The organism is Morganella morganii H1r (assembly GCF_000633515.1).
GTDB classification, from domain to species: domain Bacteria; phylum Pseudomonadota; class Gammaproteobacteria; order Enterobacterales; family Enterobacteriaceae; genus Morganella; species Morganella morganii_B.
The window spans coordinates 21,879-44,903 of the sequence record NZ_AYMP01000031.1; the positions used below are offsets into that span (position 1 = coordinate 21,879).

A 23,025-nucleotide genomic window follows, 5' to 3' on the forward strand; every position below is an offset into this window, starting at 1 on the left:
GTCAGTACAATCAGCTTTCAGATACCGATTTCAGAAAACCCTCCAGCCCGTCACCTGCCTCACCGCTATCCGTTTTTCCCCATTGCAGCATCGCATCATTCAGGCTGAGTTTGCCGCCCTGTGCGCCGTACAGCGATGAGACAATATGGGCCGTCTGTATGTCACTGCGGATGTCCCCGATCGGACTGAGGCGGTCAAAAGCCATCCACATGGTCAGCTCACCGGCGCTCATCGTTCTGGTCAGTTCATCCACTGTGCGCCCCATCCGGAGCGCAAGTGTCATCAGAAAAAACATACCGGGCTGCGCTACTTTTTTTCCGCTTCATCCGGCGTGGTCATCAGATCAAGCGCCTGTTTCAGCAGACGGGCATGAACCGGCCCGTAAACAGCCATCACTTCTTCAGTGTCGTCATCACTGAACACCCGCTCTTTATCTTCATCCAGCAGCACATCAGAAAACATCACCACATCTGCACGCAGATTGCGCTGCGCCTGTTCTGCCTCTGACAATTTTTCATCACCGTCTGCGCCGGTATTCATCAGCTCACGCCATCTGAGCCAGGCTGCCGAAGACGGTTCCCGCAGAATAACGGTGACGCCGCTCCATTCAGGTACCTTCACCATCTTTGAACGGAAGGCGTTTTTTGGACTGAGTGCCAGTTCTTTTAATGACAGTTTCGGATTCGCCACGGCTTATTCCCTCTTTCCCGACTCAGTTACCGCCCCGTTTTTCAGCGGAACAGGCTTACCTTTCATGCGCAGCGTGAAAGACGCGGTGACCAGCCCGCTGGTTGCCGCACTCCAGCTGTTCTGACGGACTTCTGCCAGGAAGGCATAACCATTACCTGACGGAAATTCCACTTTGAACGCATGAATAGTATCTTTGTCATAGGCAGTACGCAGAACTTCCTGGCCTTCATCCGGTGACCAGTTACCGGAGATCGTGATTTCCCCCGGAGAGGCCAGCCCGTTGGTCATTTCCTGCTCCGTTGAGCACAGGGTTGTGACATCAATATCCGACTTCTGACCACCGGTATAACTGATCTCTTTGGCCGCACAGGCCAGCGGCAGAAATTCTGCGGATGCGGGGTTCACTTCTGTTGCAGGCAGCTTTGAAATACTGATTTTCGTGCCCTGCGTTTTTTCATATTTGCTCGGCATGGTTATTTTCCTGTAAGCATAAAAAAAGCTGCCGCAGCAGCTTGTTGTTCAAGATTACGTTATTGCCAGACCTGACACTCCAGCGTGGCCCGGTAAAGCGAGGTATCCGCTTCATAGCCCTGCTTTTCTGTGAACTCCGCCGGTGAAAGCGGAGAAACAGCAGCAACAGACAGTTCACGGATCCGGCGGGCTTCATCGATGGTTTTTGCATACACATCAATCTGGATATTGGTCATTGTCTCAGCACGACCGCACAGCACATCGCCGCCGGTATCATAAAGTGAAAAAACACACCACGGCGGCTGAATTTTAGGCTCATCCTGCGGAGCCACATACGGGAAAACCCTGCCCGGCAGCACTGGGGCAAGTAAAGAAAACAAATCAGATTCTTTCATCCGCTCAGCACCTTATCGATAGCCTGACTGAGTTTACTCAGTGCCAGATCCGCTGCCTCATCCGCTTTACCGTCAAATGCCGGACGGATAAACGGTTGTGGTGCCATTTTTGATGTACCGTTTTCCAGGAAACGCCAGTAAAACGCATTACGCGGGTCGTCCGTTTTCAGTGTGTTATCACTGTTGGTTCCTGCGGCGTTGGTTCCCCGGATGTATACACCAGAGACAACCTCACCTTTATAACGGCTCCGCTGACCGCCGGTAACGATATTACGCGCCAGTTTTCCGGTCCTGACAGGAGCGCTCCGCCGGACCTCATCCCGCAGCATATCCGCTGCGGCTTTCGTCGCTTCCCGTAGCACACGGGTATTTTCAGCCCGGCTGAGTGATTCCAGATCACGGGACAGTTCAGCAAAACCGGACAAATCCAGCCCCATATCAGCCATCTTTCACCCCCTGTTTACACAGCAGTTCCAGCCGGGTAAATTTCACATCCGGGATCACAGCCTGAATATCGTAGACCTGACCGCGATATACCATCCGGCATGCGGGATGAATATCCGGCCGGTACCGCATCCATACACGAACAGTGATTTCTGACATTTCCGCTCCGGCGGTCAGCAGTTCCCGGCCACTGACGGGTCTGACTTCCGCATTCACAGCCGGGCCAATATCAACCCATAACTTTTCTCTCTGGCCAGACGGGAGTATTGTGATTTCAGCTCTCTGAAATACAACAATATGTCTCAGACGACCAGCCTGCATAATTTCATCCTTACGGCCTGCGCCGGTAATCTCTTAAATGGCGGTACAAAGAGTCCGGTAATGACTGCCCCTCCCGGTTTTCATACCAAAATCCGACCATCTGTTTTAATCTGAGCACTATATCCGCACTTAAAAACAAGGTATCAGGGTCGTCTTTATCAGGTTTTTCCGGGGTAAGCTTTCTGTTAGTGACCCGCTCAACTTCTGATACGGCAGCACTCAAAAATTGCAGTAAAAGATCATTATCATGGTCACCATCGATATAGCATTGCCTTTTCAGCTCTTCAATTGTCGGTAATGACATGAAACCCTCCGGAAAAGCGGCATCTCTGCCGCCGTAATTAATCAGCCTCCTGCACCTGCAGCTTTCAGTAATTTCACAGCATTACTGTCCACCATCATGCTGCCGACACGCTTCGTGGTATAGAAATGCACAAACGGCTTGTTGGTGTACGGATCGCGCAGCATACGGATGCCGATACGATCCAGGATGGTGTAGCAGCGTCTGAAGTTACCGAACGCCAGCGGAACAGCACCGGCAGCCATATCAGCAAACTGCTCATTTTCCGCAATACCATATCCCAGTAATGCAGACGGCTGACCCAATTGCAGGCCCGGCTGCCACAGGTAATTTCCCTAGGAATCCTTCAGTGTGCGCACTTTGAATAACGTATTGTTATTCATCATAAACTTAGCACCGTTACGGTATGGTTTTCGCAGGGTATAAATCAGTTTCATCACTTCATCAGCGGTCAGTTCGGTCGGTTTCTTCAGCAACAGGTGTTGCAATTTGCCCCAGTCACGCTCCTTATCCGCTTTATCATCACTGCCGTAGGCCAGCAATCCTTTGGGCTTTTTGCTGCCGTCTCCGCTGGTGAATGCCGCTTCTTCCTGCGCTGCAAATTCAGTTGTCAGTTCACCGGTAATGAACTGCTCAACGTTGAAAAAGGCATCATCCAGCATGGTCTGAGTCGCCGCCGGATTGCCGTAAATTTCCCCCCACACCGGTTCAATGGTACCGAGTTTTGACGTGCTGGTTTCCGGACGGGCATCAGTCTCACCAACCCAACCGCTGCCGGTACCTCCCATATTCACGAGGCGCTTGTAATTCGGCGTGCCGACTGAGACAACATTACATTCCTGACGCATAATGACTTCGTCACGCAGAGCAGAAATAATATTGCGATCCAGTTCTTCCGGCACGGCATAACCACCGTCAGGATCAGAACCAATCTGCATGGCTTTCTGTTCCAGTTCGGCCAGGCCGTCATCCTTACCTTTGCGGACAAACAGTTCGAATGCACTTTTGTGCTCAGCAACATCTTTGTTTGCCACACCACCTGCCGGGCGTTTCACGGCCGCCAGCTCAGCTTCCAGCGACGATTTCAGCTCGTCCAGTTCGGATAATCTGCCGTTCAGCGTTTCCACTGACTCGGCCAGTCTGCCTTTTTCTGATTCGATGGCATCAATACGTTTGTCATTTTTTGACTTAAATTCTTCAAATGACGCTTTCAGCTCTTTTGCCACTTCACTGATATCTTTATGATCAACAGCCATAACAGCCCCTTACTGATTAAAATTAATGGATTTAAGTGTTTCCAGTGCATCTTCCTCTGCGTCACAGAGAGAGAGAGCATGGTAGCCGTCGGCCATAAATGCCTTAGCCTGTGTCCGCGACAGTCCGGCATCACGCAGGACGCGCTCAATACTTTTTTGTGACGGGATGTCACCACGGGCAAATGCCGATTTAACATCACTGACCCGGGCTTCATCATTGGACGGGAAGGTCACCAGGCTCACTTCCCACAGATCGATTTCTTTCAGGAGAAACGCCCCTTTACTCCGGTCGTACTCCCAGTCTTTCAGGATGTAGCCAATAGAAAGGCCGGATAATGATCCGGCCTTCAGATGTGCATGAGCCCGTTTTGACAGCGGGTCATCCTCGATAAGCAGCCGCCCTTTGACATACAGGCCGGTATCATCCTCCCGCATTTCGGTATACACACCGACCGGTTCGGAAATTTGGTGCTGCCAGAGCATGGCCGGAAGACCGCCCTTCTCTCGCCATTCACTAAGTGATGCCTGAAAAGCACCCGGCACAACAATATCGCTGTAGCTGTCCTTCACGCCGAAAACCGATCCGTATCCTTCAAATTCGCCGGTTTCAGTGACCGACTTTATTTTCAGCGGTATGTCCAGCCGCTGTTTAGTCATCATCGACATCCTGCTTTTCCTCTTTTTCCGGGCTGCTCTCAGGCTTTGTGGTCATGTTCATCGGTGTCAGCCAGATATCACCACCTTCACGCGGGTTGAGCTCTTCCAGTTCACGGCATTCATTGGGTGAATAGATCCCCCAGTTAATACCGGTGGCATAAGCATCAAACCGTGATTTCATATCTCCGCGTAACAATGCCCCTGCGTTGAATTTTGCGTAAAAAACACCCTGTTTTGATGGTTTCACCAGTCCGGCATTGATACGTTGTTCTATTCGGGTCAGATAAGGCACCAGAGAATAATTGATAAAACCAATCCCGAGATTCTCAATGTTATTGAAGGTAGCCCGATCTGTGTTCTGAATCATATGCAGCGGCACACGGAAAATACGGCAGATTTCCTCCAGCTGGAATTTGCGGGTCTCAAGGAACTGTGCGTCTTCCGATGTCATGCTGATTTGCTCCCATTTCAGGCCCATCTCAAGGATCATGGGTTTATGTGCATTAGCCAGTCCCTGATGCCGGTTTTCAAAGTCGGTTTTCAGCCGCTCATAGGCATCGTCTTTCAGGTACTGGTCAGTTTGCAGGACACCGCTGGTTACCGCGCCGTTCCCGAACAGACGTGAGCCGTGCTCCTCCGTTGCCAGCCCCAGCCCGACCGCCTGTTTTGCATACGCTATCGGACTGAGTCCGGTTAATCCGTCCAGGGTGAAAATCCGCACATGCCAGATATCATCCTGTGTCAGCGTGTCGTGCCTTCCGTCCGGAAAAATAACCTGATATTCAGGTTCCCACTTACTGTTCAGTTTTGGAGTAACTGAAGACGGATCCAGCGGCAGCAGCTCCACCACCTCACCCAGCGCTTTGACTTTGTAAGCATAAAAATTGCCGCGCAGACACAGGCAGGCGATCAGTAATTCCCAGAACTCCTGCGGTGTCATGTAATTATTGGGGTTTACAGATAAAAGCCGGTTAAGCCGTTCACGGACAGCCCGGCGGTTGCCTGTCTCCAGCTGTTCATACAGAGAACACGGTAGCATTCCGACTGATTCCGCCAGCACGCGAACGCAGCTGAATACTGCGGTAAGCTGCATCGCCAGTTGCGGACTGACGCGACGGCCGGAATAGGTGTCATAGGTCAGACCGATCATTTCGCTGAGCTCTGACGAACTCATACCCGTATCGGATTTTCTGAATAAACCGGGAAAGAACATTATGATCCTCCGTTGTTATTCAGGCTTCCCGCTGATTTTGATACCAGATATGACCAGAGCAGGCATAAACCGCCGGCAGTGATAAACCCGGCAGCAGGCATCAGCAGCCAGGCACCGAACGCCAGCAGACAGGCACCCGCAACCCCCACCAGCAGGGCGGTAATAGTCAGTAATTTCATTGGATTTCCTCAGAGTGAACGTAAGCCCCTGGAAGATAAAACATCGGACAGACTTTGTTCCTGTTCCCCGCCGTTCACCATCTGGCGTGATTTGGCAGTAAACAGGGCAAACGGCCCGTCAATTTTGTTTTCCGGTGTCGATTTGTTCGGGAAAATGTTGTCATTTCTGTCCGGTTTTACCGTCACGTTAGACATCATCCAGGACATTACCGGGTTGTGGTCATGGTGAAATTTGCCGGAATATACATCGGCCTGAACGGTTTTCATCGATTCAGACAGGTTTTTCACCGTCTGCGCCACCTCCACCAGCGGAATACCTTCTTCCGCCAGGCGGCGGGAGAACTGAACGGCACTCCACGGGTCAAAACCGAGTTCACGTAAATCCTCACCTTCGCACCATGCCAGAATGTCGGCTTTGATGATATCGTGATCGACAACCTCACCGTCCGTCAGTTCAAGATAACCGGCAGCTCCCCATTTCCGGTACAGGTCAGCGATATGCTTCGGTGCAGTTACCACTCTGTCCTCCGGCAGCCAGAATTTGCACTTCATATGCAGTTGTCCGCGCGGATCCTCATACACTTTAACGGCTGCGGTCACATCGATTTTGTTTGACAGATCCACACCAACCCAGACCGGGTAATTTTTCAGCTCATCATCCGGCGCATTTTCAGGGCAGTTGTCCCACTTACCGGTATCCATCCAGGCGGATTCGGCATTCACCCACATATTGAGGTGCTTGGTCAGGAAATTAGGCCGGGCCGCAATCTGCTCTTTTGCCTTTTTCGCCAGGCGGCGCATATCGTCAAAACGCTTACAGACACCCAGCCCCGGATTGGCTTTTATCCAGATGCTTTCATCGAACGGGTCATCATCCTCATCCTGTGTATAAATTGCCGCGAAAAAGGTGTCATCCTCCACCACGCCCCGCAACACCTTGATGGCGTAATCCCGCAGTTCGTAGCAGATACCCTCGCGGTTAAATCCCGCTGTGGTGATCGCAAACAGCAGGGATTGAAGACGGGCACCGGTCGCGGTTTCCAGCACATCCCACACATCACGGGTTTTGTGGGCATGAAGTTCGTCCACAATGCCGCAGTGAATATTCAGGCCGTCGAGGTTATTTGCGTCACTGGACAGCGGCTCAAACTTGGATGCAGACCGCTCCTGATAAATCGCCAGCTTATTAAATTCAAACAGGCGGCCGAGTGAGCTTTTGGCCTTTTTGACCATGTTTTTCGCATCTTCAAACACAATACGGGCCTGGTCACGGGTGGTGGCAGCCGAGTAAACCTCGGCGCCACCCTCACCGTCAGCGCCGGTCATGTACAGACCGATACCGGATGAGAGGGTGGATTTAGCGTTTTTACGTGCAACTTCGTTATAGGCCGTCCGGAACCGGCGAACCAGCACCGGGTCCCCGTCATCGTCGTACTGAGCCTCGCCGGTGAGTTCATCAACCAGCGGGATTACAAAACCAAAAATATTAATCAGAATAAAGGTATGCCACGGCATCAGCTCAATCGGCTTACCTGCCAGCGCCCCTTTGACATGCGGGACGAACCGGTAAAAATCCAGAATATGCCGAGCGCGTTCCTCCATGAAATAAATACCGCGCTCAGGGCCGTATTCCAGATCATCAAGAAACCGCTGACACGCCAGGCGTATCAGTTCGCCCGTAACTATTTCTCCGGCAACCACCTGCTCGGCGTACCGGATCCCGTCTGCTACGGTTGCCATTCATCATTTTCTTTGTTTCAGAAATGCCTCGAAAGGGTCTTCTTCGGCTGGTGTGTTAATCGTTACCTTCTGCCGGGCTGCCGGGGTCATACCGAACTCGGAGAGCATCGCGCGGATCCGTTTCCATGCATCAGCTTTCATTGCCGCCACCGGGTGTGCTTTTATCAGTGGTCCGCCATCACTCTGTGTTGTGTAGGTATAACCTTCTTCGTCCAGGGTATCGCAGTGTTGCCGGTATTCGGTGTATGCCTCGATCAGCAGCTCCAGCGCTTTGGCATCCATCGAACTCATCACGCCCATGGCATCGAGTTCTTCCCCTATCCGCTTAAACCAGTATTTCCCCTGCTTGGTAAAATATTTCGGTGTTGGGGGTACCCCTGACGGTGGTTTTGGTTCTTTTTTATTGATCGGGCGTTTTGATGGGTTACCCCTGACCAAACGCAGATGTGTCGGGGTTCTTGGTGGTCCTGACATAATAGATATCTCCTGTTAATACATGCTGGAGGAACCCCAAAAAAAGTTTTCTAACCTGCGGCGATGTGAAAAAAGGCAAGGCGGCGGTCCTCAGGCGGTGGGGCGACAGAGATTTGACCTCCCCCTCCCCTGTGCATTGTTGCGGTTCAGCCGCGATTGCGCTCTGTCACCGTCTTGCGGTAATGACATGGCCAGCACAGGCTTTGCAGATTGCTTTCCGCATCGGTTCCCCCATGTGCTTTGGGAGTGATGTGGTCGACTGTCTTCGCCTCGGTTACCCGTCCTTCACGCAGGCACTGCTGGCACAAATGCTTATCCCGGCTCAGAACCACCAGCCGCAGCCTGTCCCATTTGGTGCCGTAGCCACGTTCGTGTCGACTCTTGCCCTGCTGATGGTTCTCCCACCCTGTATTGCGGTGTTCTTCGCAGTATCCGCTGCGGTCTGTGGTTGTCTTTGCGCAGCCTCGCTTGCGACAGGCGCGTGGTATACGTGGTGGCATAGATTTCCCCAATAAAAAACCCGCCGGAGCGGGTTATGTATTTGTTACGGTCTTTGCCAGGTAGCTCTGTGTTTTTTGCATTCCCGCATTACGGTGCTGATACTTCTCCCCGGCGGAGATTCCATTGCTACAGTCTGCTGGAATGATCCTCTCTTTGGCGGGTCAAGGTACTCAAATGTTAGCTCTCCGACTTTAGCCCACAGATAACAGTCTATTCCGCCAACTACTGACTTAATTTCCGCTGATACGATCGCTATTGTTACATCGCCACCGTGCTCCCCCATGATTTCATATTTCAAAAAATCATTGTCGTCATTGTCTATGTATATAGTTTTAAGCACATTATGCAGAATCATACAATTTCTCACCATTGTGGCATGTACCCCGATACTACATGATGGCGGCAGACTTTCATAAGTCTCTATTAACACCACCCGTAAACGACCGTTTGCAGAGTTTGATAAAATGGTTCGTTGCTCATATCTGAGCATAGGACATAAAAAATACCACTGGGCAGTCTATTGGAGTGTTACTGCATAGTTATGTGGTTGGTCAGCAGGATAAATCATTCGCATCCCTGATTTGCCGAAAGCCTGAATACAGCGAGCCTCGAAATCCTTATAGTCAAGCGTTGTTGATTAGTACGCGAGGTTGCCTGCATATTGAACATCGCAGTTAGAATAAACATTCTTCTTCAATTGCATTACATCCCTGTTTTACAATGATTTTTTGATTTTTTAATCACATTGAAATTACGGAGGTACTGAGGGTATACTCAGTACGAAAATAACAATAACTATTTCCTGAATCTTCCATATGCGCCCCTTTATTCTGGGGCTTTTTTTTGCCTCTCCGCTTCTATCTCCCGTATTGCCTTCTTATCATGATTGCAGTTGGCAATGTATTTCATGGCATCGGCCAGCAGCTCAACTGCGCCACCGAACGTCAGATCATCCGGTATCTCTACCTGCTCACAATCAGCGGTCAGTTGTGGCGGAATCGGTATCACCGGTGCGGGTATTAATTCCGGTCGCGTATCTGCGCAACTCACTGACAGCATCAGCGGGAACAGAAACAGCAGCGCATTCACTGCCCTTAAATATTGTTTTGATAACCGTCTTAACGTTGGCATGCTCTGTGTCCTCAACCTGTTTGGCTTTGATGTTGTCGAGTGCCACGCGGTGTCTGATGGCAACAGCTGCAAGCGTGGTGGTGTTTATCGCCTGCTGTGCTGATAACTGGCCTGAGAGTACTGTGTTACTCACTTTCAGCTGTTGGTTATCCCGGTAGGTGTCATATACCCACCAGGCGGCAAAAATAAACAGCGCGGCAATTACCGCTTCTTTCCGGTTCATAGCGCTTCACACTTATAATGGATCACACCGTCCAGCGGGTAACCCTGCAGAGGCTTACAGTAATTCGGGAGTGAATACAGATAACAACCCGCCAACAGAGCAGTAGTCAGCAGGATGATAGCAATGATGATCAACGTTAAGGGGTTCCGTGGCATACCGCGTTCTCCGTATCCCGCCGGTTAATCAGTCCGTGCCACTGCTTGCCACCGGCAAATGTCCAGCGCTTCATTTCGCCACAGGCACCCGCGATATCACCGGTATTGAGTTTCCGCAGCATCGTCGAGCGCGAGAACGCGCCGGGGCCGACGTTGTAGACAAATGAATAGATGGCCGCCCGGGTATTGTCATCAATCGGCACCTTAATCATCGGGTCAACCGCACGCCGGACTTTCGTCAGGTCGTCATGCAGTAGCGCTTTACATTCAGCATCCGTATACAACTTGCCAGGCTGAATGTCACTGCCGGTATGGCCATAACATACGGTGAGCACTCCGGCCACATCACGATAAGGCATATACTCAACACCTTCATATGCGGGGATCAGCACCAGCGCACCGGCAATTGCCCCGGCAGTACAAGCGGCCATTACCTTTTTAACCAATCGCTTATTCATGATGTTCTCCGGCTTTCAACTGGAATTCCTTCCGTTTGTAATACCAGTTAACCAGGAACGTACCGACGGTACAGATGATCCCGGCAACAATGGCCCACTGATCCAGAGATAAAATGCCAAAGGCAGAGGTTATAAGCCCCCAGGCATATGCTGTAGGGCTGGAATATTTGTCAGACATGCGCATATCCACCCCCTGCGGAGTGTTCCGTATGTTGAGTGATAGGGAAATGCCGCAACCGGGTTATATGTTTTAAACAGGTTAAAGTAAGGTGACTGCGGCATTATTCGGAATCCCACCAGCGGCGGGAAAGCAATAAGAAGAGCACTGTGGCCGAATACGGATTAGGTAATGAGCCTGTCGTATTCCAATGCTCTTATTATTGCGGGCAAGAAAAAAGGCCACACATGGCGACCTTTGGAATTTGTTTTATGTCACATAAGTGAAATTTCAGTATGGACGATAAAATTGAGTAAACATAAAATTAAATAGTATGTAGTTTCATACATTACCTTGTTACATGTGCTTTTTCGCCGGTTGCTACTCACCGGCTTTTTTTGTACCTGTGACCCGTCCTGAATAACCGAACATGTGAACTATCCGGAAATTCCGGAGAGTTGAACCTGTAAGTAACTCTTACGAGTTGGATTTCAGGCAATAAAAAACCTGTGGGTGAAAAGTTTAAGTTTATAAGCAATAGATATAGGGATCACCCAATGACAATCTCTGTAACTTATTTGTACAGAGAATTCTCTCCCGGAGGTCTGGTCTTAAACCTTCTGTGTGCCCACAAGTATTGATCCGGAGCATGCATGATTTCTGTCTCAATAATTTGATTTAGCTTCTCAGCATCTGCCGAGTCATCTCCACGCGGAAAATCAGTAATTTCTTTACCAATTATTAATTCGTAAGGCCTCTTACCACTTTCATTATTTCTTACCATCGTTGCAGTAAGTATCGGGGACTTTGATAATTTGGCTATAGTTGCCACACCTTTTGATGTTGAAGCCTTCGCTATCGAAAAGAAAGGGGCGAAGATAGTGCCTTTCGTTCCAAAATCCTGATCAGGAGCAAACCAAATAGCCTGCCCGCGTTTTAGTTCAGATACCATAAACTTCAGATTCTTACGGTCGATCATCCCACTTCCGGAGCGACTTCGGCATCTTGTCTGTATATACTCCATTGCTTTATTGTTGTGGGGACGATACATCGCATTTACAGGAAAACACAGCCCCATAACTCTGCCCCCAAGTTCCAGCGACATGGAATGAATACCAATAATTAAAACACCATTATTTCTGTCATATACATCATTAAAGTTATCACAACCAGTTACTCTAAATATTTCATTAATTCTTTTGTCATTCCAGAACCAGGCAATACCGGTTTCAAATAATGCAATCCCTAAAGATGATAGATTACTTGCGACCATACTCTCTATCTGGATTTTATTTCTGTCAGGAAAACATAATTCTAAATTTTTTTTAATTATGGATACCCGCCTTTTCAGGAATAAACCAGAAAAACGACCTAACTTATCGCCTAAAAACACAAGCCATGGATAAGGCATCTGAACCAAACAGAAAAGCAATAGGATACCAATCCAGGTTAAAATGTACCTTGGGTGAAGAAGCCTGATAGAAAATTTATTCAGAGAATACATTTTTTCCTGACAAGTAATAATTACTACATAATAAAAAGGCCTGATAATATTATCAGGCCTTGGAATTTAGTTTTTCTATTGCCTGGACAACAGCATCACCGTTTTACAAAAAATGCATTTTGCTCCATGCGGATTTGATGCAGAAACATCAAAGTGCGAAGTTCGGTATTGTGTTCCACTGCAACAGGGGCACTGAAAAAACAGTGCTATTATCATTGGTGCGCCTTAGAGACCCACCACATTTGATGCAGACGGACCTTTTGCCCCGTCTTCAATATTGAAGGTAACATTCTGACCTTCAAATAATGTTTTGAAGCTGTCACTCTGGATCGCAGAGAAGTGAACAAACACATCTTTGCTGCCGTCAGCCGGAGTGATGAAGCCAAAACCTTTCGATTCGTTAAACCATTTTACTGAACCAGTCATTGTATTAGACATAGAATTTCCTTTAATTTTTTGATTGCCATAAGGCATATGAGGTTTGTTTTTTATTTTTACTTATGGGAATTAATTAGAAGGAATTCGCAATGAAGTGGTATCGAGGATAACGCTAAATGGTGAACGACTTTAAACTGACTAGCATAAATAGGCCTGTACTTCCAAACCAGTGACCCCATTAAGCCACAGATGATCACAAATAGCAAACTTTATTATTTTATCCCTCGGATGTTACGTATCACTACACGTAAATCACGACTGATTTTAACCAATTATCTTATCTGTTTATCAACATAAAAAAACCCCGTAAAAACGGGGTTTCAGTTTGTAATCAATACGACACAGAAATAACTCTGATCACAATAGCGTCTTTTTTACGATCGTAAAGCATTAATTTTTAAATCATGTAATTTATTCATAAATGTCCGCATACCTCCACGATGTGATGTACCGTCCATTTCCAGTTTTACATCTCCCATTATGAGCATTCCTTCCACCAGCCCTTCTGCCTTCTGGAGTTTTTTCCCTATGTGAGTGTCTGAGCACCCGTATTTCTTCGCCAACCGGATAAACGTTTTGCCGAAAACATAGTAGTCAAAAAGCAGATCATGCATATCGCTGTTGCGGATGTTCAGTTTTGCCATAATGCCGGATATCACCAGTGCATCATTATCAGTACATTGCTGACGACTCTTAACCTTTACGGGGATAAGCCCTTTAAACCCGGCGGCAATTGATGACCAGGTTACAGATTCCGGGTTATCCGCAACCCATGCCCCCCAGCGTTCTAATATCATCTGAATATTGCTCATCGTTTATCTCTCCGCGCTCCGTACAGCGCATTAACCAAAAACACCGATCCCGTATGACCGGTTCATAAATCTAAACAACAACTCCAGCTGACTGCCGTGTTTCCGCTCCCAGGCGTTCACATCCCGGTGTAACTCGTCATGGTGAATACGGCACAGCGGGATGGTGAAAATGTCGTGTGCCTTTGTGCCGGTACCGCCGGTGCCGTGCCCGATGATGTGATGCGGGTCATCTGCCTGCTGACCACATACGCAACACGGCTGACTCTTCACCCATTGCAGGTACTTCGGACACTCCCAGCGCTTTAACTTCGGGATCCGCATAAAACTTGCTGGTGGTTCCGGCTCTATATCAGGAACAATGACAGGTTTTATCTGCTCAACGATGTCCTGAACAATCCGGTTGTGTGAGCGCGCCCGGTGAACGATGGAATGCTCCGTCATGGTGCCGGTTATCTCTTCTTCCGGTGACTGCATCAGAATGTAAGAGCAAATAAAGGCCGGAAGATGCTCACTGACACGATGCATCACAGACCAGGTGAACAAATCGGAAGGATTCAGAAGATGGCCGCCGGGCAGCCGTAAATCGGTAAAGATACTGCGTGCCGCAAATGCCCGCTGGTTGCGTAACAGAATTTTGTCCGCCTGCTGCTGGCAGCATTCCCCCTTCCTGAGAATATTGTCATGATGCCAGCACGTCCGGATAAAACCGTCTTTGTGGCGGGTCATGGTCAGTTCATGGTGATGATACGGATCTGCTTCGTCGTCAATCTGGCAATGATTTACTGATGAAACGTAATGACGAAATCCCTGTAAACCACCGGCAGCTTTTACCACGGCGGGATTGTCCAGGAAACGCAGTACCCGCTCATCTGTCAGCAGCGGCTGTGCATCTGCCGGAACGCGACCGGACGGAACGCCATCCATTGAACGGGGAGCCGCACTGACAACATAACGGGCACCGTTCCGGAAGTTGCAAATTTCACCACCGGGATTAAACATCAGGATCCGGGTATCTTTCTGAACAAAGCCGGTTAACAGGTAATTCATCAGGCCACCGCCGGAGTCATCATCAGTGCCAGCAGTTCCGCTGATTTGCTCTCAAAGAAATGCGGCTGCGTTTCCCTCGGGTTCGCCGGAGATGTGATATTTTTGCCGTACAGAAGCCCCTTTGATGTAACAGACCAGAACAGTTTTTGTGTTCCCTTCGAACCCGGACGGGCTTTCTGTTCGACAATCCCCAGTTCAGCAAGACGTTTGTATGCTTTAGTCGCAGACAAGGCTGCATTGTGATTTTTCAGCAGCGTAGTCAGAGAGGTTGTCGGTCTGCTGGAGCCATCCACCGCGCCCGCCGGTGCATCAATCGCATAGGAGGGAGCCAGATCCGGAAGACCAGCCATTTTTTGCAGTTTCTGATACCCGCCCAGTTTTGAGGAATTCGACAGATTCAGCGTTTTCGCCATAGACTCCAGCAGGATAGCGCCTGCCTGTACCTTATCGGCCAGCTGTACCGCCTGCTGTGTTCCGGCCACCGCATCGAACGTACGGATTACTTTCAGGTTGAACAGCGGGCTTATCCACATGGCATAGGCATAAACAACCTCACGGGCAACATATGTCCCCTGCTCCGTACCGCCGCGAATGGTGTTTACAGAGGCGATGCTCATATCTGAGCATCGGTCGATTTCTGAACACAATGCCTGTGTTGATTCCATCCGCATAAAGTTAGATGGCTTATGGCGCTCTTCACCCCCGGCGGCACGGTGTAAATCATTCAGGCAATAGCGACCGGCCATGTCCCGGCGCACATTAATACCGTCAACAATAATCAGATTGCTCATCGTTTATCTCTCCGCTCATTAAGCGCAGCCGTATACTGCGCCTCACATCGCCAGACCGTTTTTTCTTCTCAGTTCCCGCTGTTTTGCCGTGAAGGCCGTAAACAACCGGTTATAGACAGATACAAATTCCCGTTCGGTGAGAGTGGCCCGGTTCTCTTCCGGTACCGGGTCCGTACAGCGGACCTTTTTTACTCCCCGCCGACAGGCTGCCACCAGTTCCTCATATTCACGGACTTTCTCCTGTGCATCCGGCAATATCCGGAAAGCCATCCGGTCATTCCCCCGCCACCGGGTCGGCGTGACCGCTTCAATCTTCGCTAAAACCCTGACAGCTGACTGGCTGATACTGCGTGATACGCCGTATTTCTCCATGATGTACCCGGAAGTGATTTCAGTTCCGGCCGGTTCCTCTGCCGCAATTCGGGTGTAAAGCATCATCACGCAGCCTCCCGTTCTTTTGCGGCCTGCTCTGTGGCCTGTTTCCAGTACCCGCGAAATGCTGCTCGTCCGGCAATTTCATTCATCCGCCCAATGTAGGATTTGTATTTTGCGACCAGCTCCTGTACGCGGTTTTCTGGCTTCCAGTCGGAGGATGAGAACATTTTTCTGAAGACTTCATCGCACTCGGTGGTGTCGATGTTCTTTGAGTCCGCAGAGCGTTTAAATCCGGCGGCCGTATTCAGCCAGTATCTGAAACCGGAGTTCCAGCAGACATACTGCGTACCCTTGCTGGCGTGGTAATCGCTGAACTTCTGAAACTCGTCCTGAATGTCCAGACCGGCGGCTTTGGCCTGCTCAATGTGTTCTGGTGTCGGAGCAAAGTTTTCCGGCATCACGGTTTTGCTTTTGGCTTTTCCGCGAACAGGATTAATATTTTTATTATCTGGATCTATGACTGGATCATGACTGATTCCGGGTGCAGCTCCTGCACCACTACCGGAACCATTTGCACCACCCGGTGCATCTGCTGCACCAGTCCGGGAACCATTTGCACCACTCCCCCCCGCAGGGTTTGCACCACAGGGTGCAGGAGATTCACCACTCACAGCGGTAGCATCCAGGCACAGATGATAAATATTTGACTGGTTCAGACCGTTGGCCGATTTTCGTGACTCAACACGAACCAGCCCCATTTTCACCAGGGCATTGATGTGGTTCTGCACTGAGCGTTCAGATATTTCACACTGCTCAGCAATGTACGGCACAGACGGCCATGATTCCCCCTGGTCGTTGGCATTGTCCGCCAGTTTGACCAGTACCAGTTTTCGCAGCGGGTTGCCTGTTTTTATCTGCAAAGCCCGTGCAGTTAAAATCATGCTCATGGTTTCACCTCATCCGGACAGCGTGTATACCGTTCCTGAAAGATTTTCAGCGGTTCAAAGCACGGGTGCTCATAACCGTCACGCATGAAAATCACCCAGCCGTTTTCCCGGTCATACCGGATAACACGGACTTTCCGTCCCCGCTTATCGGTGTAATACCGGTTCAGATTGTCAGCTGTTTCTTCAGGCATGCTGACCTCCGCTGCGGTAATAAAACTGTGACCAGCTGTCCTCCACCTTTTGCCGGTCTACCATTTCCGGTTTTTTCCGGTAGTTGTCGGCTGTGCCACCAGCAGGTATGCTTTCAATATAACGAAACGGTTCATTACCAATAACGAGGCATTTAAATTGCTTTTCTGGTTCTGAATGAGTTAATCTGCTCATGCGTTTATCTCTTCACACAAATTGATATAGCGCGACCGAAGCCGGAGGCCGTATACCTTCGGCTTCACCCTTTCTTCCGGTAAATTTCGATAAGCGAATGCCTGTATTCAGTTTCTGCGGCAATGCACCGGTTATGTTTCCTGATAATCTCAACAGCTTCTTTTTCATCGATATACCCGTCATTCGAAATTGATTCCCCGATACACGCATTCAGCGCGGCCTTTCTCTGGTCTACCCGCATACGCAGATCATGCAGTTCAACGCTGTCCAGCGCCCCGGCATCCGGCTTTTGGTATGAAATGCGGCCTATACGCTCATTGAAGTAATCAGCTAAAAATTTCTCTTCTGACAGGTCTTCCAGTGTTTCTAACTGTCCCAGTGTGAAATAACCGGTACCGTTTTTTTCGTAAAGGCGATTACGGAACGCGGGTAATCTGATATTCAGAATAGCCGCCAGGGCTTCATGACCGCCCGGGCAACTTTCCACAAAGTCAGAAACCCGTTGTTTAAGATCCACAATTCGAATTTCTTCCGGTAATTTATTTTTCATTGCTGCTATCCTGTGTTTTATTGTCAGAACCAAAGCCACTGACAGAATGCTTTGCGGGGCATCCGGTAAATTTTGCCGGGATTTTTTCTGTGAAACCGGTTTGCTTTTAATTGATGAAACCTCATCCAGCGTCTGCGCTTTGCTAATATTCTCGGACTGATACACATGCTGAAATAAATCCCGAGCGGGAACAGCACCAGAAACTGAAATAACATCAACCAAAGGAGTAATTCGAAATGCTCAGCAGCTTCTGGGGTGAGTTCATATTGATTTTCAACGCTAACCCGCGTCTGATTACCCTGATTTGGACTGCTTGTTGGGCGGTAATCTCTTTCGGACTGGGTGTTTGGGCCGGTCACTACCTCGCCAAAAAGCGGGACCGAAGAAAGGAATTTAATGCTGTCGCTGATCCGCTGTTCCTCAGGCTCGACAAATTTCTCGACGAATGCAGGGAAGATAAACGAGACATGCCGAACATCACCAGAGATGACTTCAGAACCCTGCGCCCGCACTTGTCCACCAGTCAGTGCAATCGCTATAACGCAGCCGTAGACGCATTTTTTGGTGCTCTTGACCAATTTTCCGAGTACGACGGAAGAATTGTTCCGATCATCAGTGACCCCAAGAGCGTGATCCCCACCATTACCGACTTGCTTGTTTTTGTTAAACACCGCTAATACTCTCATTGCCTACTCACTTTCAGATTGGGTTGTAGTTAACCGTGCTTTTCCGTGCTGCTATGCTGATAAAGTGCAGGGTTGTACTTGAGCTTTCCTTTTGTAATCTTCTCTATTTCATACGCCCTGCCTTTCGGAATCACGTCATCCCATCCGGATACAGAGGGGTGCTTTATTCCAAGGGCATCCGCTGTTTTGCAGATACCGCCAAAGTAGTTAATGACATCCGCTTTTTTCATATGAAGTTCCTGATAAGTCAGTTACATACAAAATGTAAGATATCCTACATAACAATGTCAAGATTCCTACATTTCATTTTGGTAGGATTGCCTACATGGAAATAAATGAAAGAATACGGCTAAAACGCCGCGAACTTGGAATGACTCAGCAAGCACTGGCAGATAAGACCGGTGTAAATCGCGTGACTGTTACTGGGTGGGAAAAAGGTGACTACCAACCAAACGGAGTGAACCTGCAACAACTAGCAGAAGCATTAGAAACTAATGCCAAATGGCTCACTGATGGTGTGACAGATGAACAAACAAATGTCAGCTTTTCAAAATTCAACAACCCTCGTGGTGAATACCCTTTAATTTCATGGGTTAGTGCAGGTAATTGGTGTGAGGCTCTGGAACCGTATCACCGGAAAGTAATTGATAAATGGTACGAGACGACCGTGTATTGCTCTGAAGAATCTTTCTGGCTTGAAGTAAAGGGAGACTCTATGACTTCTCCATCAGGCCTGAGTATCCCCGAAGGAATGGTGATTCTGGTCGATCCGAGAGTTGAACCAGTATCAGGAAAGCTCGTCGTGGCAAAAATCGACTCTGACAATGAGGCTACATTTAAGCAGTACATTGTTGATGCCGGTAATCACTATCTTAAGCCACTAAATCCACAATACCGAATGATAGAAATAAACGGAAATTGCCGGATCATCGGTGTTGTTGTTGATGCAAAGATCGCCCGCCTGCCATAACCCGCAGAAATCTGTAAACCCCGGCCTGGGGTTTATTTTTCCACCTCAATGTAAGTTTTCCTACAAAACCTTGACACAGAAATGTTGGATATCCTACATTTGTACTATCGAAATGTAGGAGAGTAATTAATGCAAAGCGAACCAATCATCACCACCAACAACATGTCAGCAGACGAAGTTGCTGCGTGGATCACTGAAAAAGCCCGGGCGCTTCAAAAACTGCAATCACTCCGTGCTGAACGCCAAAGAGAGATCCGTGACCACGAGCGCACTATGGCCCGCCTCGATGAAGACATCGCCAGATGGGAAGACTTCTGTGCTTTAACAGTACAACCGCAGTAACGGCTGCGTATCTGAATAACTGTGTGAAGAGTAAGGCGACAAAATAATAACGGTGTAATCCCTTGTTCGCGGCTGTGCAGCTCTGAACCTTAAAACGGAGGAGCGATGATAATGTCCGTCTGCCAGCCGCAATTTTTTAAATCGCCAATAACAAATTCTATTGAGGAGACAGACGCAATGGACTTTAGTCAGTTGCCAAGAAATATTCAGGAAATCGCTGTCGATTTTTTGGAGGAAATAAGTCCGGATGATAAAGAGCCATCCCTGAAAGTCATCACATTGATAAGAAATGGATTTACAGACATGTATCAGGCAATTGCATCTGAAAATGCTCAGTAAACCATACTGTCAATAACCAGAAATTAAATACATTACAGCCGGTTAAAAAATTATTTTATTCCGTTTATCCGGCGGAATTATTGCTGCCCCGCACCGGGAAAAAATAAATTAATACGATATAAAATCATTATCACTGATAAGGAACTGTCTATGTCAAAACAGGATAACCCAAGTGTTAAGATTAATATTACTGTGACCTTAAATGAAGCACCCTGCATTAATGTTGAGGTAAGTAAGGAATTCAACATACCTGAAAATTCACCTTATATAGCCTCTTTTTTAGAAAAAATCGGTGAACATATTGCCAGCGAAGGGACGACTACAGAGGCTATAAAAAAAGCAATAAAAGACACCATTAAAAAAAGAAATATTCACTGAAGCTACGCTCTTCTTATATCTGAACAGTCTTAATCGTATACGGTGATGTGCAGAGTGTGACTATGAAAATGTTAACTTTGGATGAATGGGCAGAAGACCGGTACAGGAGCCGCCCGCCTAAACTGGGAACATTACAGCGGTACGCCCGATGTGGTCTGTTTTTCCCACCGGCACAGAAAGAAGGTGGTATTTGGCGCGTGAGAGAAGATGCCGAACTTGTCGGTAATTTAATCTCACCGGTGATCAGCAAAAGTGACAATCCCAGGCTGCAAAGGATTTTAACTGATGGCTGCCAGACCCCGTAAAAATAATATCGATATCCCCAACCTGTACCCGTTTTTCAGCAGGAAAACCAGCAAGGTGTACTGGCGCTACAGACATCCCGTCACCGGGAAATTCCATTATCTCGGTGACAACGAGGAAGAGGCCAAAATAATTGCGGTTGAGGCTAATCTGCGTCTTGCTGAACAGCGAAGCCGTCAGGTAATGGCGATCAGTGATCGGATGGCAAAAATAAAAGGCAAAGAAATCACTGTTAATACCTGGCTGGATCGGTACCAGAAAATCCAGGCGGAGCGTCTGGCAGATGGTGAAATAAAACAGAATACCTTTAAACAAAAACAGAAACCTGTAGCACTGATGCGTCATGCGTTGTCACAAAAACCATTACCGGCAGTCGATGCCCGCGATATTGCCGATATTCTGGATCAGTATAAGGCCAGTGGTCAGCACCGGATGGCTCAGGTTGTCCGTTCGGTCTTAATCGATGTCTTCAAAGAAGCGCAGCATGCCGGTGAAGTTCCGCCGGGATATAACCCTGCTCTCGCGACAAAGCAACCACGGAGAAAGGTAACCCGGCAACGACTTAACCTGGAAGAATGGCAGAAAATTTATGATATCGCCTGTAAGGACCATAAATATCTCGGAAATGCCATGTTGTTGGCTGTTGTTACCGGACAGCGCCTCGGAGATATTTCAGAAATGAAATTCCGTGATATATGGGATGATCATCTGCATGTCATCCAGCAAAAAACCGGAACGCGGCTTGCTATCCCCCTTTCCCTCCATTGTGATGCACTCAATATCAGCCTGCGGGATGTGATTGCCGGATGCCGTGATCTGTATGTCAGCAAATATTTAGTCCACTACACACGAAACACATCACAGTCACAACCCGGCGGACAGGTAACCGCAAATACCCTGACCACCAACTTTAAAAAAGCCAGAGATAAAACCGATATCGATTGGGGAGAAGGTACGCCAGCAACATTTCATGAAATGCGGTCATTGTCAGAGCGTTTATACCGGGAACAGGGAATTAATACCAAAAACCTGTTGGGGCATAAAAACCAGCAGCAAACCGATAAATATCATGATGATCGTGGCAAAGATTGGATAAGGGTATTGATATAATATTTTATTAACCCATAGTTAAACTCGTATATCTAGCTTCCAAGCTACAGCCGGGCTTGTGTCAGAAGTAAACCTTTTAACATCAGAATGTGTTAATCAATGGGAGCCGGTCATCATAAAAGCACTTAAGGATCAAAATTCCGAAAGTGCCTCTCACTATTTTTTACTTAACAAGTTTAATTGTTATGCCAGAGTTAGGGCCAGGAGGAACACCTAATGCCGTATCTACGCCTGGGTTATTACGTAAATCCTCAAGGATTTCTTCAGGTCGGAACTTTTTCCCAATTATAGCTTGAGATCCCGGACGAGGTTTTTCTGAGTGTCTTGCTCGGTAAGCTTCAACAAATTCAATCCCTTCTGCTTTTGCTCGCGAGCTTAAGCCTCGGGCATATAAACGATTGAATTCTCCTTCAGCTAAAGTTTGAGCTGCAGTATAAGGGACTTTAACTTGAATAATCTCAGTGCTATTAGGTTTTTTTCGAGGATAATGGGTAGCCAATAATCCTCTATTTAGGATTTCTCGCTCAAGCCATGCATCATCATGTTGAGATGCTTCTTCCAATAAAGATGGCCACACTGCTTTACCTTGATCAGTAAGAAAATTACTCAAATAAAAACTATTATTCTCTTGATCAAGTTTAATCTCTCTGAGCATGAATTTCTTGGTTGAATCATCTAAATTAATATAATTTAAAGGCATAAAACCCCCTGCTATTATGTGAACAAAAATAAAACCTTAATTAGAGAATTTAATTATGAACCATGTTACGTAACTAGTAATTTTAATGCAAATGAAAAATTTATATTTTGTAAATAGCTATTTTAACATTACCTGAAATCCGTTTATTTTCAACTATAAAATATTAGTCAGGGAAATAATATCAGTTTGAAAACTTTAATTACTGATGAATCCACCGCTTTTAATGATTGAGTACAGTACTTTTTCCAAATATCATCAATTTTTTCAAAAAACCTCCTTTATCGCATAATTTTCAAAACTTATTTCTGCAAAGCAAGCTTTGTGTTTTCATTCAAAATCTACTTAATCAATTTAATATCATTGATATTCCATACTACTGTACTTTTATTTTCAATTATAATGAGTGACATTATCGAATCTATTTTGACGAAAAACATCATCTACTTTCAGACCAGAATCAGCTAGTGCAAAACTATTAACGACTTGGAGCTTCAATAAAACGGAATTTTTATCGTGGCCTCTGCTGTTTCAGAGCAGAAAATCTAATTATAGCTGTCATATTTAGGGGAAGAGTGCAGTGGAT

Annotated in this window: 38 protein-coding genes and 1 pseudogene; 6 read left to right on the forward strand and 33 right to left on the reverse strand. The window is 47.7% G+C overall.

Going from position 1 to position 23,025, the window contains the following annotated elements; all coding sequences use genetic code 11:
- Positions 1-10: 10 nt before the first annotated feature.
- The 32 genes and pseudogenes from U868_RS0117635 to U868_RS0117790 all read right to left on the reverse strand — a co-directional run bounded on the left by U868_RS0117635 (position 11) and on the right by U868_RS0117790 (position 18,530).
- A complete protein-coding gene (locus tag U868_RS0117635; RefSeq protein ID WP_418300685.1) occupies positions 11-283 on the reverse strand; it encodes a phage tail assembly protein T in 273 nt (90 codons plus the stop codon).
- A 23-nt stretch (positions 284-306) separates the two neighbouring features.
- Entirely contained in the window at positions 307-690 is a 384-nt protein-coding gene (locus U868_RS0117640) for a phage tail assembly chaperone (RefSeq protein WP_036412064.1), read from the reverse strand.
- A gap of 3 nt (positions 691-693) precedes the next feature.
- Positions 694-1,161, reverse strand: a complete 468-nt coding sequence (locus U868_RS0117645; RefSeq protein WP_025154455.1) for a phage tail tube protein — start codon at positions 1,159-1,161, stop codon at positions 694-696.
- 59 nt (positions 1,162-1,220) lie between these two features.
- Positions 1,221-1,556 (reverse strand): hypothetical protein, encoded by a 336-nt coding sequence (locus tag U868_RS0117650; protein WP_025154456.1) that lies wholly within the window; start codon positions 1,554-1,556, stop codon positions 1,221-1,223.
- The gene (locus tag U868_RS0117655; RefSeq protein ID WP_025154457.1) at positions 1,553-2,002 is read right to left on the reverse strand and encodes an HK97-gp10 family putative phage morphogenesis protein; all 450 of its coding nucleotides are present in this window, start codon (positions 2,000-2,002) and stop codon (positions 1,553-1,555) included. The genes U868_RS0117650 and U868_RS0117655 overlap by 4 nt, the downstream gene beginning before the upstream one ends.
- Complete coding sequence (locus U868_RS0117660) at positions 1,995-2,321, reverse strand: phage head closure protein (protein ID WP_025154458.1); 327 nt, start codon at positions 2,319-2,321, stop codon at positions 1,995-1,997. Before U868_RS0117660 ends, U868_RS0117655 begins: the two co-directional genes overlap by 8 nt.
- 10 nt (positions 2,322-2,331) lie before the next feature.
- Positions 2,332-2,625, reverse strand: coding sequence for a head-tail connector protein (locus U868_RS0117665; protein ID WP_024474653.1), 294 nt, complete (start codon positions 2,623-2,625; stop codon positions 2,332-2,334).
- Positions 2,626-2,666: 41 nt separating this feature from the next.
- Positions 2,667-3,878 (reverse strand): annotated as a pseudogene (locus U868_RS23745) (phage major capsid protein).
- A gap of 9 nt (positions 3,879-3,887) precedes the next feature.
- A complete protein-coding gene (locus tag U868_RS0117675; RefSeq protein ID WP_025154459.1) occupies positions 3,888-4,538 on the reverse strand; it encodes an HK97 family phage prohead protease in 651 nt (216 codons plus the stop codon).
- Complete coding sequence (locus tag U868_RS0117680; protein ID WP_025154460.1) at positions 4,528-5,748, reverse strand: phage portal protein; 1,221 nt, start codon at positions 5,746-5,748, stop codon at positions 4,528-4,530. Before U868_RS0117680 ends, U868_RS0117675 begins: the two co-directional genes overlap by 11 nt.
- Positions 5,748-5,927 (reverse strand): hypothetical protein, encoded by a 180-nt coding sequence (locus U868_RS0117685; RefSeq protein WP_025154461.1) that lies wholly within the window; start codon positions 5,925-5,927, stop codon positions 5,748-5,750. Before U868_RS0117685 ends, U868_RS0117680 begins: the two co-directional genes overlap by 1 nt.
- Before the next feature lie 9 nt (positions 5,928-5,936).
- A complete protein-coding gene (locus U868_RS0117690; protein ID WP_025154462.1) occupies positions 5,937-7,667 on the reverse strand; it encodes a terminase large subunit in 1,731 nt (576 codons plus the stop codon).
- Between the two features lie 3 nt (positions 7,668-7,670).
- Positions 7,671-8,141, reverse strand: coding sequence for a phage terminase small subunit P27 family (locus U868_RS23750; protein WP_036412066.1), 471 nt, complete (start codon positions 8,139-8,141; stop codon positions 7,671-7,673).
- A 146-nt stretch (positions 8,142-8,287) separates the two neighbouring features.
- The gene (locus tag U868_RS24700; protein ID WP_025154464.1) at positions 8,288-8,641 is read right to left on the reverse strand and encodes an HNH endonuclease; all 354 of its coding nucleotides are present in this window, start codon (positions 8,639-8,641) and stop codon (positions 8,288-8,290) included.
- A 44-nt stretch (positions 8,642-8,685) separates the two neighbouring features.
- Positions 8,686-8,997 carry a hypothetical protein gene (locus U868_RS0117705; protein WP_015422814.1) on the reverse strand — a complete coding sequence of 104 codons (312 nt, stop codon included), beginning with the start codon at positions 8,995-8,997 and terminating at the stop codon, positions 8,686-8,688.
- 470 nt (positions 8,998-9,467) lie between these two features.
- The gene (gene lysC / locus U868_RS26375) at positions 9,468-9,701 is read right to left on the reverse strand and encodes an Rz1-like lysis system protein LysC (protein ID WP_029991293.1); all 234 of its coding nucleotides are present in this window, start codon (positions 9,699-9,701) and stop codon (positions 9,468-9,470) included.
- Positions 9,619-9,996 (reverse strand): hypothetical protein, encoded by a 378-nt coding sequence (locus U868_RS0117715; protein WP_025154466.1) that lies wholly within the window; start codon positions 9,994-9,996, stop codon positions 9,619-9,621. Before U868_RS0117715 ends, lysC begins: the two co-directional genes overlap by 83 nt.
- 136 nt (positions 9,997-10,132) lie before the next feature.
- Complete coding sequence (locus tag U868_RS0117725) at positions 10,133-10,609, reverse strand: lysozyme (RefSeq protein WP_025154467.1); 477 nt, start codon at positions 10,607-10,609, stop codon at positions 10,133-10,135.
- Positions 10,602-10,793, reverse strand: a complete 192-nt coding sequence (locus tag U868_RS0117730; protein WP_004238694.1) for a phage holin family protein — start codon at positions 10,791-10,793, stop codon at positions 10,602-10,604. Before U868_RS0117730 ends, U868_RS0117725 begins: the two co-directional genes overlap by 8 nt.
- A 547-nt stretch (positions 10,794-11,340) precedes the next feature.
- On the reverse strand, positions 11,341-12,270 hold the full coding sequence (gene lpxL / locus U868_RS0117735; RefSeq protein ID WP_015422817.1) for an LpxL/LpxP family Kdo(2)-lipid IV(A) lauroyl/palmitoleoyl acyltransferase: 930 nt from the start codon (positions 12,268-12,270) through the stop codon (positions 11,341-11,343).
- A 75-nt stretch (positions 12,271-12,345) separates the two neighbouring features.
- A complete protein-coding gene (locus U868_RS26030) occupies positions 12,346-12,486 on the reverse strand; it encodes a hypothetical protein (protein WP_223302381.1) in 141 nt (46 codons plus the stop codon).
- Positions 12,487-12,495: 9 nt separating this feature from the next.
- Positions 12,496-12,708, reverse strand: coding sequence for a transcription antiterminator/RNA stability regulator CspE (cspE, locus tag U868_RS0117740; RefSeq protein ID WP_004242341.1), 213 nt, complete (start codon positions 12,706-12,708; stop codon positions 12,496-12,498).
- Positions 12,709-13,082: 374 nt separating this feature from the next.
- Positions 13,083-13,520 carry an antiterminator Q family protein gene (locus U868_RS0117745; protein ID WP_025154468.1) on the reverse strand — a complete coding sequence of 146 codons (438 nt, stop codon included), beginning with the start codon at positions 13,518-13,520 and terminating at the stop codon, positions 13,083-13,085.
- Positions 13,521-13,550: 30 nt separating this feature from the next.
- Positions 13,551-14,567, reverse strand: a complete 1,017-nt coding sequence (locus U868_RS0117750; RefSeq protein ID WP_025154469.1) for a DUF968 domain-containing protein — start codon at positions 14,565-14,567, stop codon at positions 13,551-13,553.
- Positions 14,567-15,358, reverse strand: coding sequence for a KilA-N domain-containing protein (locus U868_RS0117755; RefSeq protein ID WP_025154470.1), 792 nt, complete (start codon positions 15,356-15,358; stop codon positions 14,567-14,569). Before U868_RS0117755 ends, U868_RS0117750 begins: the two co-directional genes overlap by 1 nt.
- Positions 15,359-15,400: 42 nt before the next feature.
- The gene (locus U868_RS0117760) at positions 15,401-15,796 is read right to left on the reverse strand and encodes a hypothetical protein (RefSeq protein WP_025154471.1); all 396 of its coding nucleotides are present in this window, start codon (positions 15,794-15,796) and stop codon (positions 15,401-15,403) included.
- Positions 15,796-16,680 (reverse strand): helix-turn-helix domain-containing protein, encoded by an 885-nt coding sequence (locus U868_RS0117765; RefSeq protein ID WP_025154472.1) that lies wholly within the window; start codon positions 16,678-16,680, stop codon positions 15,796-15,798. Before U868_RS0117765 ends, U868_RS0117760 begins: the two co-directional genes overlap by 1 nt.
- A complete protein-coding gene (locus U868_RS0117770) occupies positions 16,677-16,871 on the reverse strand; it encodes a DUF4222 domain-containing protein (protein WP_025154473.1) in 195 nt (64 codons plus the stop codon). Before U868_RS0117770 ends, U868_RS0117765 begins: the two co-directional genes overlap by 4 nt.
- Entirely contained in the window at positions 16,864-17,064 is a 201-nt protein-coding gene (locus U868_RS0117775) for a hypothetical protein (protein WP_025154474.1), read from the reverse strand. Before U868_RS0117775 ends, U868_RS0117770 begins: the two co-directional genes overlap by 8 nt.
- Positions 17,065-17,128: 64 nt before the next feature.
- Positions 17,129-17,614, reverse strand: coding sequence for a YmfL family putative regulatory protein (locus U868_RS24175; RefSeq protein ID WP_071997733.1), 486 nt, complete (start codon positions 17,612-17,614; stop codon positions 17,129-17,131).
- Between the two features lie 23 nt (positions 17,615-17,637).
- Positions 17,638-18,300 (reverse strand): hypothetical protein, encoded by a 663-nt coding sequence (locus tag U868_RS24710; RefSeq protein WP_071997734.1) that lies wholly within the window; start codon positions 18,298-18,300, stop codon positions 17,638-17,640.
- 29 nt (positions 18,301-18,329) lie between these two features.
- On the reverse strand, positions 18,330-18,530 hold the full coding sequence (locus tag U868_RS0117790) for a Cro/CI family transcriptional regulator (RefSeq protein WP_025154477.1): 201 nt from the start codon (positions 18,528-18,530) through the stop codon (positions 18,330-18,332).
- Positions 18,531-18,625: 95 nt separating this feature from the next.
- Between U868_RS0117790 and U868_RS0117795 the strand changes: the two genes are divergently transcribed.
- The 6 genes from U868_RS0117795 to U868_RS0117815 all read left to right on the forward strand — a co-directional run bounded on the left by U868_RS0117795 (position 18,626) and on the right by U868_RS0117815 (position 21,742).
- On the forward strand, positions 18,626-19,270 hold the full coding sequence (locus U868_RS0117795) for a LexA family protein (protein WP_025154478.1): 645 nt from the start codon (positions 18,626-18,628) through the stop codon (positions 19,268-19,270).
- Between the two features lie 129 nt (positions 19,271-19,399).
- Positions 19,400-19,612: a hypothetical protein gene (locus tag U868_RS0117800; RefSeq protein ID WP_025154479.1), complete on the forward strand. Its 213-nt coding sequence runs from the start codon at positions 19,400-19,402 to the stop codon at positions 19,610-19,612.
- Between the two features lie 111 nt (positions 19,613-19,723).
- Positions 19,724-19,951: a hypothetical protein gene (locus U868_RS0117805; RefSeq protein ID WP_139294243.1), complete on the forward strand. Its 228-nt coding sequence runs from the start codon at positions 19,724-19,726 to the stop codon at positions 19,949-19,951.
- A gap of 150 nt (positions 19,952-20,101) precedes the next feature.
- A complete protein-coding gene (locus tag U868_RS0117810) occupies positions 20,102-20,329 on the forward strand; it encodes a hypothetical protein (RefSeq protein WP_025154481.1) in 228 nt (75 codons plus the stop codon).
- A 62-nt stretch (positions 20,330-20,391) separates the two neighbouring features.
- Positions 20,392-20,634: an excisionase gene (locus tag U868_RS24715; RefSeq protein ID WP_071997735.1), complete on the forward strand. Its 243-nt coding sequence runs from the start codon at positions 20,392-20,394 to the stop codon at positions 20,632-20,634.
- Positions 20,615-21,742, forward strand: coding sequence for a site-specific integrase (locus U868_RS0117815; protein ID WP_025154482.1), 1,128 nt, complete (start codon positions 20,615-20,617; stop codon positions 21,740-21,742). The genes U868_RS24715 and U868_RS0117815 overlap by 20 nt, the downstream gene beginning before the upstream one ends.
- A 163-nt stretch (positions 21,743-21,905) precedes the next feature.
- Here the strand turns inward: U868_RS0117815 and U868_RS0117820 are convergent, their stop codons facing one another.
- Positions 21,906-22,442, reverse strand: coding sequence for a hypothetical protein (locus U868_RS0117820; protein WP_025154483.1), 537 nt, complete (start codon positions 22,440-22,442; stop codon positions 21,906-21,908).
- Between the last annotated feature and the right edge of the window lie 583 nt (positions 22,443-23,025).

Excerpts from the sequence above, each read along its gene's own strand:
- lysC (WP_029991293.1), bottom strand. The coding sequence starts at position 9,701 with ATGCTGTCAGTGAGTTGCGCAGATACGCGACCGGAATTAATACCCGCA.
- U868_RS24700 (WP_025154464.1), bottom strand. The coding sequence starts at position 8,641 with ATGCCACCACGTATACCACGCGCCTGTCGCAAGCGAGGCTGCGCAAAG.
- lpxL (WP_015422817.1), bottom strand. The coding sequence starts at position 12,270 with ATGTATTCTCTGAATAAATTTTCTATCAGGCTTCTTCACCCAAGGTAC.
- U868_RS26030 (WP_223302381.1), bottom strand. The coding sequence starts at position 12,486 with ATGATAATAGCACTGTTTTTTCAGTGCCCCTGTTGCAGTGGAACACAA.
- U868_RS0117635 (WP_418300685.1), bottom strand. The coding sequence starts at position 283 with ATGACACTTGCGCTCCGGATGGGGCGCACAGTGGATGAACTGACCAGA.
- U868_RS0117675 (WP_025154459.1), bottom strand. The coding sequence starts at position 4,538 with ATGATGACTAAACAGCGGCTGGACATACCGCTGAAAATAAAGTCGGTC.
- U868_RS0117810 (WP_025154481.1), top strand. The coding sequence starts at position 20,102 with ATGTCAAAACAGGATAACCCAAGTGTTAAGATTAATATTACTGTGACC.
- U868_RS0117800 (WP_025154479.1), top strand. The coding sequence starts at position 19,400 with ATGCAAAGCGAACCAATCATCACCACCAACAACATGTCAGCAGACGAA.
- U868_RS0117745 (WP_025154468.1), bottom strand. The coding sequence starts at position 13,520 with ATGAGCAATATTCAGATGATATTAGAACGCTGGGGGGCATGGGTTGCG.
- U868_RS0117655 (WP_025154457.1), bottom strand. The coding sequence starts at position 2,002 with ATGGCTGATATGGGGCTGGATTTGTCCGGTTTTGCTGAACTGTCCCGT.
- U868_RS0117755 (WP_025154470.1), bottom strand. The coding sequence starts at position 15,358 with ATGAGCAATCTGATTATTGTTGACGGTATTAATGTGCGCCGGGACATG.
- U868_RS0117680 (WP_025154460.1), bottom strand. The coding sequence starts at position 5,748 with ATGTTCTTTCCCGGTTTATTCAGAAAATCCGATACGGGTATGAGTTCG.
- U868_RS0117760 (WP_025154471.1), bottom strand. The coding sequence starts at position 15,796 with ATGATGCTTTACACCCGAATTGCGGCAGAGGAACCGGCCGGAACTGAA.
- U868_RS0117795 (WP_025154478.1), top strand. The coding sequence starts at position 18,626 with ATGGAAATAAATGAAAGAATACGGCTAAAACGCCGCGAACTTGGAATG.
- U868_RS0117660 (WP_025154458.1), bottom strand. The coding sequence starts at position 2,321 with ATGCAGGCTGGTCGTCTGAGACATATTGTTGTATTTCAGAGAGCTGAA.
- U868_RS0117665 (WP_024474653.1), bottom strand. The coding sequence starts at position 2,625 with ATGTCATTACCGACAATTGAAGAGCTGAAAAGGCAATGCTATATCGAT.
- U868_RS0117775 (WP_025154474.1), bottom strand. The coding sequence starts at position 17,064 with ATGAGCAGATTAACTCATTCAGAACCAGAAAAGCAATTTAAATGCCTC.
- U868_RS0117770 (WP_025154473.1), bottom strand. The coding sequence starts at position 16,871 with ATGCCTGAAGAAACAGCTGACAATCTGAACCGGTATTACACCGATAAG.
- U868_RS0117815 (WP_025154482.1), top strand. The coding sequence starts at position 20,615 with ATGGCTGCCAGACCCCGTAAAAATAATATCGATATCCCCAACCTGTAC.
- U868_RS24715 (WP_071997735.1), top strand. The coding sequence starts at position 20,392 with ATGAAAATGTTAACTTTGGATGAATGGGCAGAAGACCGGTACAGGAGC.
- U868_RS0117645 (WP_025154455.1), bottom strand. The coding sequence starts at position 1,161 with ATGCCGAGCAAATATGAAAAAACGCAGGGCACGAAAATCAGTATTTCA.
- U868_RS24710 (WP_071997734.1), bottom strand. The coding sequence starts at position 18,300 with ATGAGAGTATTAGCGGTGTTTAACAAAAACAAGCAAGTCGGTAATGGT.
- U868_RS0117650 (WP_025154456.1), bottom strand. The coding sequence starts at position 1,556 with ATGAAAGAATCTGATTTGTTTTCTTTACTTGCCCCAGTGCTGCCGGGC.
- U868_RS0117790 (WP_025154477.1), bottom strand. The coding sequence starts at position 18,530 with ATGAAAAAAGCGGATGTCATTAACTACTTTGGCGGTATCTGCAAAACA.
- U868_RS0117750 (WP_025154469.1), bottom strand. The coding sequence starts at position 14,567 with ATGAATTACCTGTTAACCGGCTTTGTTCAGAAAGATACCCGGATCCTG.
- U868_RS0117820 (WP_025154483.1), bottom strand. The coding sequence starts at position 22,442 with ATGCCTTTAAATTATATTAATTTAGATGATTCAACCAAGAAATTCATG.
- U868_RS0117725 (WP_025154467.1), bottom strand. The coding sequence starts at position 10,609 with ATGAATAAGCGATTGGTTAAAAAGGTAATGGCCGCTTGTACTGCCGGG.
- U868_RS0117685 (WP_025154461.1), bottom strand. The coding sequence starts at position 5,927 with ATGAAATTACTGACTATTACCGCCCTGCTGGTGGGGGTTGCGGGTGCC.
- U868_RS0117715 (WP_025154466.1), bottom strand. The coding sequence starts at position 9,996 with ATGAACCGGAAAGAAGCGGTAATTGCCGCGCTGTTTATTTTTGCCGCC.
- cspE (WP_004242341.1), bottom strand. The coding sequence starts at position 12,708 with ATGTCTAATACAATGACTGGTTCAGTAAAATGGTTTAACGAATCGAAA.
- U868_RS0117730 (WP_004238694.1), bottom strand. The coding sequence starts at position 10,793 with ATGCGCATGTCTGACAAATATTCCAGCCCTACAGCATATGCCTGGGGG.
- U868_RS23750 (WP_036412066.1), bottom strand. The coding sequence starts at position 8,141 with ATGTCAGGACCACCAAGAACCCCGACACATCTGCGTTTGGTCAGGGGT.
- U868_RS24175 (WP_071997733.1), bottom strand. The coding sequence starts at position 17,614 with ATGAAAAATAAATTACCGGAAGAAATTCGAATTGTGGATCTTAAACAA.
- U868_RS0117690 (WP_025154462.1), bottom strand. The coding sequence starts at position 7,667 with ATGGCAACCGTAGCAGACGGGATCCGGTACGCCGAGCAGGTGGTTGCC.
- U868_RS0117705 (WP_015422814.1), bottom strand. The coding sequence starts at position 8,997 with ATGATTCTGCATAATGTGCTTAAAACTATATACATAGACAATGACGAC.
- U868_RS0117765 (WP_025154472.1), bottom strand. The coding sequence starts at position 16,680 with ATGAGCATGATTTTAACTGCACGGGCTTTGCAGATAAAAACAGGCAAC.
- U868_RS0117805 (WP_139294243.1), top strand. The coding sequence starts at position 19,724 with ATGTCCGTCTGCCAGCCGCAATTTTTTAAATCGCCAATAACAAATTCT.